The organism is Mesorhizobium sp. (genome assembly GCF_004963255.1).
Classification (GTDB): domain Bacteria; phylum Pseudomonadota; class Alphaproteobacteria; order Rhizobiales; family Rhizobiaceae; genus Mesorhizobium.
Genome location: NZ_SUGA01000013.1, coordinates 85,832 through 98,765 on the forward strand (window position 1 = coordinate 85,832; position 12,934 = coordinate 98,765).

At 63.1% G+C, this 12,934-nt stretch carries 10 protein-coding genes; 2 read left to right on the forward strand and 8 right to left on the reverse strand.

Annotation, left to right across the window (positions count from 1 at the left end):
• A partial coding sequence (locus tag E5X34_RS16135) for a VCBS domain-containing protein (protein ID WP_292566498.1) occupies positions 1-1,997 on the reverse strand: 1,997 nt, incomplete at its 3' end.
• A gap of 350 nt (positions 1,998-2,347) precedes the next feature.
• Between E5X34_RS16135 and E5X34_RS16140 the strand changes: the two genes are divergently transcribed.
• Positions 2,348-3,265 (forward strand): transglutaminase-like cysteine peptidase, encoded by a 918-nt coding sequence (locus tag E5X34_RS16140; RefSeq protein ID WP_366664881.1) that lies wholly within the window; start codon positions 2,348-2,350, stop codon positions 3,263-3,265.
• A gap of 11 nt (positions 3,266-3,276) precedes the next feature.
• Here the strand turns inward: E5X34_RS16140 and E5X34_RS16145 are convergent, their stop codons facing one another.
• The 4 genes from E5X34_RS16145 to E5X34_RS16160 are packed head-to-tail and all read right to left on the reverse strand — an operon-like array spanning position 3,277 to position 8,831.
• A complete protein-coding gene (locus E5X34_RS16145) occupies positions 3,277-3,918 on the reverse strand; it encodes a ribbon-helix-helix domain-containing protein (protein ID WP_292566504.1) in 642 nt (213 codons plus the stop codon).
• A complete protein-coding gene (locus E5X34_RS16150) occupies positions 3,908-5,197 on the reverse strand; it encodes an HlyD family type I secretion periplasmic adaptor subunit (protein ID WP_042640892.1) in 1,290 nt (429 codons plus the stop codon). Before E5X34_RS16150 ends, E5X34_RS16145 begins: the two co-directional genes overlap by 11 nt.
• A 13-nt stretch (positions 5,198-5,210) precedes the next feature.
• Positions 5,211-7,343, reverse strand: coding sequence for a type I secretion system permease/ATPase (locus tag E5X34_RS16155; protein ID WP_292566507.1), 2,133 nt, complete (start codon positions 7,341-7,343; stop codon positions 5,211-5,213).
• A 39-nt stretch (positions 7,344-7,382) separates the two neighbouring features.
• A complete protein-coding gene (locus E5X34_RS16160) occupies positions 7,383-8,831 on the reverse strand; it encodes a TolC family outer membrane protein (protein ID WP_082056267.1) in 1,449 nt (482 codons plus the stop codon).
• 411 nt (positions 8,832-9,242) lie between these two features.
• On the opposite strand from E5X34_RS16160, the gene E5X34_RS16165 reads away from it, so the two are divergent.
• Positions 9,243-10,583 carry an NAD(P)H-dependent oxidoreductase gene (locus E5X34_RS16165; RefSeq protein WP_292566513.1) on the forward strand — a complete coding sequence of 447 codons (1,341 nt, stop codon included), beginning with the start codon at positions 9,243-9,245 and terminating at the stop codon, positions 10,581-10,583.
• Positions 10,584-10,677: 94 nt separating this feature from the next.
• Here E5X34_RS16165 and E5X34_RS16170 read toward each other — a convergent pair whose 3' ends face one another.
• The 3 genes from E5X34_RS16170 to E5X34_RS16180 form a co-directional block, all read right to left on the reverse strand.
• Positions 10,678-10,965, reverse strand: a complete 288-nt coding sequence (locus E5X34_RS16170) for a PTS sugar transporter subunit IIB (RefSeq protein ID WP_126062533.1) — start codon at positions 10,963-10,965, stop codon at positions 10,678-10,680.
• Between the two features lie 13 nt (positions 10,966-10,978).
• The gene (locus tag E5X34_RS16175) at positions 10,979-11,440 is read right to left on the reverse strand and encodes a PTS sugar transporter subunit IIA (protein WP_126062532.1); all 462 of its coding nucleotides are present in this window, start codon (positions 11,438-11,440) and stop codon (positions 10,979-10,981) included.
• An 86-nt stretch (positions 11,441-11,526) separates the two neighbouring features.
• On the reverse strand, positions 11,527-12,933 hold the full coding sequence (locus tag E5X34_RS16180; protein WP_292566516.1) for a PTS transporter subunit IIC: 1,407 nt from the start codon (positions 12,931-12,933) through the stop codon (positions 11,527-11,529).
• Position 12,934 lies beyond the last annotated feature (1 nt).

Sequence of the window (12,934 nt, forward strand, 5' to 3'; positions counted from 1 at the left end):
TGCGAGCCTTCCGAGACGCTATTGGTGTCGGCATGCGCCGTCGGCACGTCGTCGACAATCTTGACGGTCAGCGTGCCGTTGTCGCTCTGCCCGTCCAGATCGGTGAGCGTGACGTTGAAACTCTCGAACAGGTTATTGGCGCCCTGAACCGGGTCGTGCGCCTCATTGTCGTTGAGCGTGTAGGTGTAGCTGACCTGGCCGGTGCCGGCATCATAGCCGGTCACGGTCAGCGTGTTGCCGAACGCCGTCGTGAAGGAACCGCCCGTGAACACGCCATTGGTGATGAACTCGTGACCTTCGATCGACAGCGAGGCGATGCCGTCGGGCGAAGCGATCTTGAACGTCCCGGTATTGATCTCGGATTGGTCGGTCTGCGGTGCGGGATCCTGTGCTTCGCCGGAACCTTCAGATCCTGAGCTTGCCGGCAGGCCTTTTTCGTAAACGACGGTGTCGCCGCCATTGGCTTCGGGCGTGAGGTCGCTGATCTCCGGCGTCGAATTGCCGATCGCGATGGTCAGCGTGGTGTGCGAGGTGTCGCCGTCGCCGTCCTTGATTGTATAGGTGAAGACGTCGTTGACGCCGCCGGGCGTGTTGGCGTCGCGCACATAAGTGTAGCTCCCGTCGGCGTGGAGCGTCAGCTTGCCGTAAGCGCCCTGGACCTGCACGTCGAGCGTGCTCGCGTCGTCCAGATCGGCGTTTGTCGTGCCCTTGGCGACGCCGACGACCTTCGCCCCATCCGCGCCCTGCACGTCCTTGACGCCGTCCGTGGTGTTGCTGTCCCCTGCATCAGTGCCGCCGAGCAGCACGTTGCCGGTAGCCGGGCCGAGCTGGCCGGCCCCTACGCTGTCGACATCGGCGACCGCCGTCGGCACGTCGTCGATGATGGCAACGGCAAAAGTGGTGCTGGCGGTGTCGCCGTCGGAATCGGTGACAGTGATGCTGAAATTGTCCGGAACCGTGTCGGTCTGGTCGTATCCGTCCGTATGTTTTGGATGCGTGACCGATTCGGTGACGGTATAATTGTATTCGACCACCCCGGTGCTCGTGTTCAGCGAGACGATGGTGATGTAGCCGAACTGGCCCTGGATCTGCTGTCCGACGGTCGTGACGGCAACGCCGTTGATGACGATCGATCCGATGCCGTCCGGCGCGTCGATGGTGATCGTTCCGGTGCTCGACGTTTCCGCGTTACTCGGCGCGTCGCTGCCTGGCGACTGCTGCGGCCCGCCGTTCAAGCCGGTTTCGCTGGCCGCCTCGCTCGGGCTGAGCAGCGACACCGCCACGACGGAAATGCCCCTGTCGACAAGAGAGGGAAACAGCTCACGGTGCTCCGGCTGGCCGAACTGCAATGCGGTCGGCGGCAGCAGAGCGGTCAGGCCGAAGCCGTCGCCGATACCGCCGGGAGGCACCGAGAAGTTTCCGCCGGCGCTACCCGGCGCGCCATTTCCGCCGGCCGAGATCGAGCCGTCGGCGCCGAAGGCGACGTCGACATGGCTGGCCTCGAGGGCGGCGATCAGGGCCACGCGCGGCACCTCGACATCGCCGATGATGAAGGTCGGTACATTGAGCGCGCCGTCCTTGATGACGATCTCGGATCCGTCGGGCTGCTGAAGCACGAGGTTGTGCCCGTCGACCTTGATGTTGTCGATCGAGACATTGGCCGGGAGCTTGACGACATTGCCGGCTTCGGCGTGATATTCATGCGGCACGTTCGCGGCCGCTGCATTCGACGCCGGCGCGTTTGCGGCCGGTGCGCTCCCTTGGGCGGCATTGGAAGCCGGAGCGTTGGAGGCGGGGGCATTCGCATTGGCTGCCGGCTGGTTTGCGGCGCCCTGCGCCGGCGCGCCGCTGCCGACATCGACCGGCACCGGCTCGCTCGCCGCCTGGCCGGTGGTCGCCTGCGCGACCTGGACACCCGTCGAGTTGTGGTTTTCAGCGGCGCTGCTGTGCTCGTTCCAGGAATTTGAAACGGCGTCGAATTCGATATTGGTCGTCATAGCTCAAGCCCCTCCGGCATTTCCCGGAAAGAGACATGTGAGGCCCGGACTTTGCAACAGACCTTCAAGCTATTTCATATATTCAAATATGTAGAGAATCGCATTTTTTGCACTTGGTAAATCGCAAAGATATACGCGGTTATGTATGATCTTAAGGAATGCGGAATTGGCCGCGGCGCGCAGCGTCGGTTTGGTAAATAGAAGTACAAATTTAAATAAAATTTGACGCAAAATAGAATAGAGTGATTCGCGGAAACTTACCCACCTTCCTTTCCGATAATTTGAGACAAGATTGGTAGCGTCCACAGTCAAAGGTGGGCGTTATGAAAATACAAAAAGCAGCCCCGGGAATGACGGGGATCAAGGTTTTCTTGCTGGCTGTCGGCCTTGCCGGCCTGGCAAATCCATCATCCGCCAGCGCGAATTCCGGTCCGGAACCGGCCCTGCAAAAGGTGATTGCGCCGGCGAATCTCGGCGGCGTTTCGCTGGCCCGGCCGCAGCCCTGGCAGCCGGCGGCCGCATACCGGATCGCGGACATTTCGGCTGGCTACGCGCCGGCGGCCGAGGTCGGAGCGCTTTTCGCCGCCAAGGCCGAACCCGGCATCGACCCGATCCATACCGCCGCGATCATCCCCGGTGTCTTCGGCTCCGTCGCCTTGTCGATGCACAACTTCCCCGTAGCGGCGCGCTGGGCTCCCGTCTACAAGGCCATCGTCGACTGCACGGCGGGTAGCCCTTGCGACCATGAGAGCCCGGCTTTCTCCGAGATCATCGACATTGCCGCGGGCAAGGGCTTTCGCGACAAGCTCTCCTTCGTCAACTCAAGCATCAACCGCCTGATCGCCTATCGCAAGGACAGCGTCGTCTACGGCAAGCTCGACTATTGGGCAAAGCCTTCGGAAATCCTCGAGCATCGCGCCGGCGATTGCGAGGACTTCGCCATACTCAAGATGGCGGCGCTGCTCAGGGCCGGCATTCCGGCTGAGAGCATGTCGCTGGTGGTGCTCCAGGATCGCCGCCGCAAGTTCTTCCATGCAGTCCTGTCGGTCAGCACGGCAAGCGGCGCCTTCATCCTCGACAGCCTGGGCAACGCCGTCCTGCGCGACAGCGATCTGCCCGACTATGTTCCGCTCTATTCCTTCAGCACCGATCGCGCCTGGATCCACGGATCGAAGTCAGGCGCGCAGATCGCCGACATAGCCGGCGGCTTCGCGACGGTCGCTCCGGGCGAAGGCTCGCCGGAATCAACTGTCGTATCGAAGCAGTAGGCCGACCGGCTCTAGCCGTTGAAGACGAAAGCCATCAGAAGTTCCGGCTCGGCGACAGGCGCGCGCACGGCGCTGAGCTGGCCACGATAGCGCCGCTCGCCGGCGCCGATGACGAAGCCGCTGGTGACCGGCGTTTCGCCATTGGCGTCGAGCCTGGCGAAGATGTCGGTGACGTTGAGATCGAGCGCCAGCTTCAAATCCTGCCGCCCATCCTCTCCGGGCGCGCTCGGCAACTGTCGCCTGACCAGTTGCTGGAACGGCGTGTTGAAGGCCAGGATTTTTTTCGACGACGACAGGGCGAAGGCGGGCGAGGGGCAGGCGACCAGGATCGCGTTGATCGTGCGGATCGAGGCGAGCTTGCGCAATTCCATGCTTTCCTCGGCGAGGCCGCGCATGCAGGCGACCCGGATCGCCGAGGTGAGGTTGCCCTGGTCGGGATGATGCTCCGCGATCTCCTCGACCAGCATGCCGATCGTGCATTTGCGGCTTTCCGCCATGTGCTTCAGCGACACCCAGAAGGCGCGCTCGAGCCGGATGCCTCGACGCACGCCGCCGCGCGCCACGACGCGGAATTCCGGGCCGAAATCCTCCGCCGCGAGCGCCGGCAGCAGCCGTTCGCGCGGAGTGTCCGGGCGGATGGCGCTATCGTTCACTCATCGCCTCCTGACGCGCCTTGTTGATCGGCTTCAAGAGATAGTTGAGGATCGTCTTGCGTCCGGTCTTGATGTCGACCGAGCAGATCATGCCAGGGATGATCGAATAGGTCTTGCCGTTCCTTGTCAGCGTCGACTTCTCGGTGGCGACGCGCACCTGATAATAGGGCTCGCCGGTCTTCTGGTCGACGAGACTATCGGCGGTGATGTTGGAGACCTTGCCCTCGATGCCGCCGAAGATCGAGAAATCATAGGCCGTGACCTTGATCAGCGCCTCCTGGTTCGGCTGGATGAAGGCGACGTCGCGCGGCGAAACCCGAGCCTCGACCAGCAGCGTTTCGGATGTTGGCACGATGCCGGCTACGACCGCGCCCGGTTGCACGAAGGCGCCAAGCGTGTTGACGTCGAGCGTGTTGACGATGCCGTCGACCGGCGAGCGTATATCGGTGCGCGCGACCTTGTCGGTGGCGCCGCGGATGGTCTCGTCGACGACGGAAAGATCGGCCAGCGCCTGCGTCAGGTCGCTCAGCGCCTCCTGCTGCAATTGCAGGCCGAGCTCGTTCACCTGAAGCTGCGCTTCGGTGATTGCCGCCTGGGTCTTCTTGATGGTTTCTCCGGCGAGCGCCAGCTGTCCGTGCAGGTCGGTCTGCTCGCGCTCGACGCGGATCTGCTCGGTCCTGGCCATCAGGCCCTTCTTGACCATGGGTTCGACCAGCGCCGCTTCCTGGTCGGTCACGGCCAGGCTCTTGGCCAGGCGGTCTGAATTGGCGGTGGCCTCGTCCAGCTCCTTCTCGCGCTGGTCGAGGCGCGATTTGAGAACCGACAGCTTGACCTCGAAATTGTCGCGCCGCGCGACGAGCAGCTTTTGCTCGTTGTCGCAGATTTCCGGCGCGACCGTCTGGATTTCCGTGGGGCAGGGGAAGGCCCCTTCGACATTGCCACTCTGCTCGAACTGCAGCCGCGCGATGCGTGCCTGCAGCGCTCGCGCCTTGGCCTTCTCCTCGCCCAGGCTCGACGTGTTGCCCGAATTGTCGAGACGGATGATGAGGTCGTTCTTCTTGACGGTCTGGCCGATCTGGACGGCGATCTCCTGCACGACGCCGGGTTCGCTGGCCTGGATGACCTGCGTCTTCGAGGCGGGTATCACCTTGCCTTCGCCACGCGCGATCTCGTCCACCTCGGCAAAGGATGCCCAGCCCGTGAAGCACACGAACAGGGCGCCGACGATGTAGACGGACGCCGAGGCGAAAAGAGGTGGCCGGTCTTCCCTTGCAAGCATGTCTGCGTTCCGGTCAGGCACTGCCTTTCTGCAGTGCCTGGATGACTTGTTCCTTTGGCCCGTCGGCGACGACGCGGCCTTGCTCGATGACGATGAGGCGGTCGGCCAGCTCCAGCATGCTGTATCGATGGGTGGATACGATCAGCGTCGTGTTGCGGTCGAACGCCACCTTGAGCTGCTTGATCAACTGCCGTTCCGAGGCGAGGTCCATCGAACCCGATGGCTCGTCCAGGAAGACGATCTTCGGCTTCGTCAAGAGCAGCCGGGCGATTGCCACCGACTGCCTTTGCCCGCCCGAGAGATTGGTGCCGCGCTCGCCGACATTCATGTCGTAGCCGCGCGGATGCCGCGAGACGAAGTCGTCGACGCCCGCGGCCTTCGCCGCGTCGATGATCTCCTCGTCGGTCGCTTCCGGCGCCGCCATCAGGAGGTTCTCCTTGATGGTTCCCGAAAACAGGTCGCCGGCCTGCGCGACGATGCCGACCGCGGCGCGAACCTCCGACGGGTGGTATTGGCGGATGTCGATGCCGTCGAGAAGCAACTCCCCCGACGTCGGCAGGAAAAGCCGGCCGATCAGCCGGCCCATCGTGGTCTTGCCGGAACCGATGCGGCCGATGATGCCCACCCGATCGCCGGGCCTGACCGTGATGTTGAGCCCGCTCAGAACCTCGTTTTCCGTGCCGGGATAGGCGAAACCGACATTCCTGAAGACGAGCGCGCCGCTGCGGATCGGCCGGTTGACGAAACCGACCGTGTCGGGGCGGTCCTCCGGCTGCGACATGATCGTGTTGATGATCCTGAGCGACAGCATGGCCTGCCGGAAACGCGCAAGCGTGATCGCGATCTGGCCGAGCGGCGCCACGGCGCGGCCGGCGAGCATCACGGTGCCGATGATGGCGCCCGTCGAGACCTGTCCCTCGGAGAAGGCATAGGCGCCGGCCACAACCAGGGCGACTGTCACGAATTGCTGGATGGCGCCGGTGATGTTACCTGCCGCCGCCGAGAGCTCCTTGATCTTCTCCGAGGTGTTGGCGGCGTTCTTCGAGTGCTCGCCCCATTTGCGCAGCAGGTAGGCCTCGGCGCGCAGCGACTTGATCGTCTCCAGCGTGGAAATGGATTCGACCAGCAGGGCCTGGCGCTGGGATGCCTCATTCATCGAGGCCGCGACCCGCTTGCCGATCCGCCGCTGCGTTATCAGCCCGACGATGACGGAGATGATGAAAGCCAGCGCCGGTATGATCACCAGCCAGCCGCCGATGGCATAGATCACAGCCAGGAAGACGAACACGAACATCGTGTCGATGAAGACGCTGATGGTGTTCGAGGTGAAGAACTCGCGCACGAACTCGTATTGCGTGACACGGTTTGCATACTCACCGGTCGATCCGGGCCGGGCCGAAAGCGAGGAATTCAGCACCTTTTCGAACAGCAGATAGGATATCCGCAGATCCGCCTTGCGTCCGGCATAGTCGATCAGCGACGCCCTGGCCGTCTTGAGCAGCAGGTCGAACAGGATGGCCGCGCCGATGCCGAGCGCCAGAACCCAAAGCGTGGAGATCGCCTTGTTCGGCAGGATGCGGTCGTAGACATTCATGGTGAAGATCGGCGAGGCGATCGCCAAAAGATTGATGAAGACCGCCGACAGCACCACCTTGGAGTAGGTGCGCCAGAACGCCCCCATGGTGCCGGTCAGCCAGTGGCGCCTTTCGATCCGCGCGGCCGTGCCGACGGTCATCTCTTCGGCCGTGTTGGCATAGGTGATCGAAAAGGACGTGCCGCCGCTGATGTAGTTCTCGGCGAGTTCCGCTTTGTCGATCGTGGTGCGGCCGTTTTCCTGGGGCGCCGTCAGATATTGCCCGCCCTCCATTTCCGCCAGTAGCGCGACCGGCAATTGGCTGACGCGGAAGACGATCGCCGGGAGATCGAAGCGGCCGCGCAGGAAATCGCGATGGCTGAAATCATGGACCTCCAGTCCGATGCGCTCGGCCAGGTGGCGGATTTCATCCGGCTCGATGCGCGTCTCCGAAATCGGCACGCCGGCAAACAGAACCGTTTCCGCGCTCGGCCTGCCGAGATAGGCCGCAACAGCGCAGAAGCAGGCTTTGAAAGCCTCCTTGGGCGACAAGATATGAGGTTGCTGGTTCACGATCCGCCCCGAAGGAACAGAGATCGATGCTTACATCGGCTACTTTTTCCTGACCGGCGCGAGGATGTCGAACGGCAGATCGTTCTTCTGCTCCGACGGCGTGCGCGCGTAGGTCTCGGTATCGGCCGTGGCCGGCACACCGAATTCCTCACGAGCGTAGGCCGCGGACTGCTTGGCCGGCTGGATGTTGAGCGTCTTCAGCAATTCGCCGGTCGCGGCCAGCAGCCGGTATTCCGCGAACAGCGACGCGTAGGACGACGTGTCGGCCAGTGTCGCGGTGTTGAAGCGCGTGTTCTGGGCATCGAGCACATCGAGCAGCGAGCGCTGTCCGACCTTGAACTGCTCGCGATAGGACGCCACAAGCTTTTCGTTGGTGGCCGCCTGCTGCCGCAGTGTCTTCGCGAGATCCGCCTGGCGGAAGCGTCGGTCCCAGGAGGTGCGGACGGCTTCCTCGATCTCGCGCAGCACCTGGTGCAGCGCAAGACGCTGCTCGCTGGTGCGGCGGATCTGTTCCTGCTCGTTGGCCTTGTCGATGCCGCCGCGGTACAGATTCCAGCGCAGCACCACCCGAGCCTGCAGGTCGCTGGTGTCGCCGTTGTCGCCATCGATATCGTACCCGCCGCGGGCAACACCCTCGGCGGAGATCGTCGGACCGTATTTTGCCCGCGCCGCATCGACCAGCGAGGCCGCGGCGTCGATATCGCTGTTGGCCATGTGGACACGCGGATTGTTCTGCCTGGCAAGCCCGATCGCGTCGTCCAGCGACCGCGGCAGGGCGGCCGAGACATCGGCCGGCCGCGATGGGCTGGTCAGCGGCTTGCCGACATTCTTGAAGAAGCGGATCTTGGCCGCCTCGAGTTCTTCGGTTGCCTCCTGCATCCGCGCCTTGGCGGCAAAAAGGCGTTCCTCGGCCTGCTGCCGGTCGGCGTCATTGAGCGCGCCGCCTGCGATGCCTTGCTTGATATCGCTGAGGATGGACTGATGGAAGCCAAGGTTTTTCTTGGCCTCGGCCACGATCGAAGCCTGCAGCATGTATTCCAGATAGTCCTGGACCACCGCGAGCCCGATGAACTCGGACCGCTCCAGAACCCGGAAGGAGGCTCCGTCGACCCGCGACGCCTGGCGGTTCAGCTCCGCGCGTCGCGCGCCGCTGTCATAAAGCGTCTGCGAGACGGTGAGGTCGGCCTCGTTCGGATAGAGGGCTTTGTGATCCTCATCGAGCGCGCGCCGCGTGTCATTGTCCAGGCGGCGAACACCTGTCGACGCTTCCAGATCGACGCTCGGAAGATAAAGGCCTTTCGCCTGGCGTAGCTCGAATTCGATCGCTTCGCGGTTTTCGATCGCCTGGCCAATCTCCGGATTGGATTCCACTGCGACGGCAACGGCTTCTTTGAGTGTGAGTGCACTGGCGCTACCGCAAGCCAGCATCGACACCGTGACGGCAAGCGCAAGGCTCCAGCCGACGGTCACATTACCCGTCCTGGTCATTTCTACCCCGTGACTATCCCCGCGCCATTTTATTTTTATTGGCGCTTATTTGCCCAAGCCTGCCACCGGAGCTTTCGGCCAGTATCTATCAGATTTTTCGCGGTTGTGAGCATATAATGGATTAGACACACCTCAAAAGTGCGATTCCGGGCATTAGGGCCAAAGCCTGTAGCAAAAATGGCACAGAAACCGGTGGCGCCCGCCGGGATTTTTCCCGTTCGGAAAGCCCTGTATGGTTAATGGCATGAAAGAAATGGCGAATCGTGGGATGGCCACGCATAAGCTCCCGCGAAATCTGCTCCAGCTCTGCAAACAATGCGCAAGAAATCGCCATGTCCGGCTGGTTTGGTTGGCAAACGGTGATCGTTCCCTGTATTGCGTGCCGGATCAAAAAGCAGTGGATCTTCTTGCATGACCAATATCGCCTTGACCGGGCTTGCCCGCGATCTTGCCCGCCGCGCCGCCGAGGGCAGGCCGGTGCGCATCGGTGTCATCGGCTCCGGCGAGATGGGCACCGATCTGGTGACGCAGGGCATGCTGATGCCGGGCATATCGATCGCGGCCATTTCCACGCGGCGCCCGCACACAGCCCGCGAGGCGATCCGCATCGCCTATGGCGACGAGGCGATGGCCGCCGAAGCCGAAACCGGCTCCAAGGTCACCCGGGCGATCGAAGACGGCCGGATCGCCATCACCTCGAACGAGTTGCTGGTCACCAACCCGCTGATCGACGTGATCATCGACGCCACCGGCAAACCGGGCGTCGCAGCCGATTTCGATCTGATGGCCATGGAACATGGCAAGCATCTGGTGATGATGAATGTCGAGGCCGACGTGACCATCGGCTGTTACCTGAAGCAGCAGGCCGACCGGCTGGGTGTGGTCTACTCCGTCGGCGCCGGCGACGAGCCGTCAAGCTGCATGGAACTGATCGAATTCGCCTCGGCGCTCGGGCTAAGCATCGTCGCGGCGGGCAAGGGCAAGAACAATCCGCTCAACCATGACGCCGTTCCGGACGACTACCGGGAAGAGGCGGAGCGCCGCAATATGAACCCGCGCATGCTGGTCGAGTTCGTCGACGGCTCGAAGACCATGGTCGAGATGTGCGCCATCGCCAATGCCACCGGCCTGGTCCCGGACGTCGCGGGCATGCACGGCCCCAAGGCCGATCGCGATCAACTGGCCAAGGTGCTGATCCCAAAAGAGGATGGCGGTCTCCTGTCGAGGAAGGGCGTCGTCGACTACACGATCGGCAAGGGCGTGGCGCCTGGCGTCTTCGTCATCGTCGAGGCGATGCATCCGCGCGTCGTCGAGCGCATGGACGATCTCCATGTCGGCAAGGGCCCTTACTATGGCCTGTTCCGGCCCTATCACCTGACTTCTCTGGAGGTTCCGCTGACCGCTGCCCGCATCATGCTCCATGGCAAGCCCGACATGGTGCCGCTGCCGAGGCCGGTGGCGGAGGTCTGCGCGGTCGCCAAGCGCGACCTTGCCGCCGGGGAGACCTTCGACGCCATCGGCGAGACCTGCTACCGCTCCTGGACCATGACCGTTGGCGATGCCCGGGCAAGCCGCGCCGTGCCGGTCGGCTTGCTCGAAGGCGGCAAGGTGCTGAAGCCGGTGAAGAAGGGCGAGTTGTTGACCGAGGACAATGCCGCGCCGGACAGGACGACGAGGCTCTACGCCCTGCGCCGGCTGCAGGACGACATGCTCTACGGAGCGAAGATCGCTTCGCCGGCCCTGTCAGTCTGAACCGGCTCTATCTCTTTGTTTTGACGCAATTCCGGACGGAAGGTTACGGCGAAGGCGCCGAACTTAACCGCTCACACTTTTTCCTGGAACTGCTCTATTTGCGCAGCTCCGCCTCGATCTCGTCCAGCGCCTTGTCCTTGCCGATGCCGGTGAGGAAAGGGAGCCCCTTGATCACCGGCTTCTTCACGGATGCCGAGATCGGTGTGGTGGCAACGATGAAATCGACGTTGTCGGCCAGTCCGGGTACTTCCGTTGCCTTGGCCTGCTGCGCGTGAAAGGTGAGGCCGCGCTTCTTCATCGCTTCGGTCACCGCTGCATTGACCGCGGTCGAGGTCGCGACGCCCGTGCCGCAGGCAAAAAGAATGGTTTTCTGTCTGGACATGATCTTTCCTTTGTCAGCCGAGAATGGCGCGGACGTCGTCGAAGGTCCTGGCCGTCCTCAAGCCATCCAGCGCCGCGGGGTTCTGGATGGTGGCCATGACGGTCTGCAGCGTGTCAATCTGCTTGTCCTTGTCATTGATGGCAAGCAGGAAGACGAGGCCCACCGGCAGCTTCTCGTCGGGATCTTCCATATTGGCGAAGGTGACGGGCCGCTTGAGCGTGCCCATCGCGACACCCGGCTTCAGCACATGTTCGGGGTCGGTATGCGGAACCGCGACATTGTCGGCGCGCTCCAGCGGCAGACCTGTCGGGATCGTCATCTCACGCCGCACGACGGCGTCGGCGTAGCTGCTCTTGACGTAGCCCAACGCCTCCAGCCTGGAGGCCAGGATGCGGATGATCTCCTCATTGGTCGAGGCGTCGGAGCCAAGGACGACCGCCTCGGGGTCCAGGAGTTGGATCAGGCCGTTCGACAAGGGTTGCTCCATCGATGCGGACCGTGCGCCCCGCCGTATCGGTTTCGGGGCGCACGATGGTTTCAGGTAAGGCGGCCCGGTTCAGTTCAGACAGTGCCTTCGACCGGCTCGTCCTCGGCGCCTGCCGCGCGCTCCCAGCCGAGCGGATTGCGGCGGTAGAACAGGAACAACGCCGCGATGACCACTGCGATGACGACGATGCCGATCACGCCGAGTCCTTGGATCGCTTCGATGATCACATAGGGAACCCAGAGGAAGCCGTCGACCACCGAGGTGATCTGCAGCGCATCCGCCGGCAGCTTGAAGCCGGACGCGACGGCAGCACTTGTGAACAGCGGCGCCAGCGCGTTGGCGACGTAGAAGCCGACGGCGAGCGTCACCGTGCCGATGACCACCATGCGGAAGACATTGCCTCTGACCAGCGGTGCGGTCATCGCGACGATGAAGGGGATGACCGCAAGATCGGCGAACAGGATGACGCGGTTGCCGGGCAGGATAATCGACAGGATGATCGCGATCGGCACCAGGATCAGCGACGACGAGATCGCGGCGGGGTGGCCGATCAGGATGGCGGAGTCGAGCCCGACCAGCAACTCGCGGTCGCCGGTGCGCTTGCGCACGAATTCCTGCGCGGCGTCCGAAACCGGCAGCAGGCCTTCCATCAGGATCTTCACCATGCGCGGCAGGAGCAGCATCACCGCCGCCAGAGTCATGCCGGTGCCGAGCACCTTGGCCAGCACCGTGCCGAGATCGCCGGCGTTGTAGAAGGCGATCAGACCGAGCACCAGGCCGATGATCAGCCCGAGTATCACCGGCTCGCCGAAGACGCCGAAGCGGCGTTCGATGGTTTCGGTGCTGATGTTGATGCGGTTGATGCCCGGAATGCGATCCATGATCCAGTTGAGGATGATGGCGATCGGCAGGATCTGCGCCGAGGCGAGATGCGGCACGGAAATGCCGGGCACGCCGTAGAACTGCTGCACCGCGCGCGCCGACCAGTCGGCGAAGAGCAGCGCAAGTGCCGCGACAAGCGCGGCGATGATGATGCCGTAGGCCAGATTGTTGGTGGCGGCGACGACCAGGGAGCCGACAAAGGCGAAATGCCAGAAATTCCAGACGTCGACATTGAGCGTGCGTGTCATGCGCGTGAGCAGAAGCGCGATGTTGACGAGGATTCCGACCGGGATGACCCAAAGGCCGACCGACGAGCCGAAGGCGATCGCGGCGGCCGACGGCCAGCCGACATCGATGATGTCGCGATGGATGCCGGTGTTGGTGACGATCGCCTTGGCCACGTCGCCGATCGAGGTGAACATCAGGCCGAGCACGAGGTTTATGCCGATGAAGGCGACGCCGATCGTGATGGCGGCGCGGAATGCCTTGCTGACCTTGGCTCCAAGGACCACGGTGATGATGAAAATGACGATCGGCAAGAGCACAGTCGCGCCGAGCGTGTCGATGGCTCCCTTTAAGCCTGCAAGTATGGTGTCCATT

Coding starts and splice junctions, on each gene's coding strand:
- E5X34_RS16140 (WP_366664881.1), top strand. CDS start 2,348: ATGACGGGGATCAAGGTTTTCTTGCTGGCTGTCGGCCTTGCCGGCCTG.
- E5X34_RS16150 (WP_042640892.1), bottom strand. CDS start 5,197: ATGCTTGCAAGGGAAGACCGGCCACCTCTTTTCGCCTCGGCGTCCGTC.
- E5X34_RS16160 (WP_082056267.1), bottom strand. CDS start 8,831: ATGACCAGGACGGGTAATGTGACCGTCGGCTGGAGCCTTGCGCTTGCC.
- E5X34_RS16165 (WP_292566513.1), top strand. CDS start 9,243: ATGACCAATATCGCCTTGACCGGGCTTGCCCGCGATCTTGCCCGCCGC.
- E5X34_RS16170 (WP_126062533.1), bottom strand. CDS start 10,965: ATGTCCAGACAGAAAACCATTCTTTTTGCCTGCGGCACGGGCGTCGCG.
- E5X34_RS16180 (WP_292566516.1), bottom strand. CDS start 12,933: ATGGACACCATACTTGCAGGCTTAAAGGGAGCCATCGACACGCTCGGC.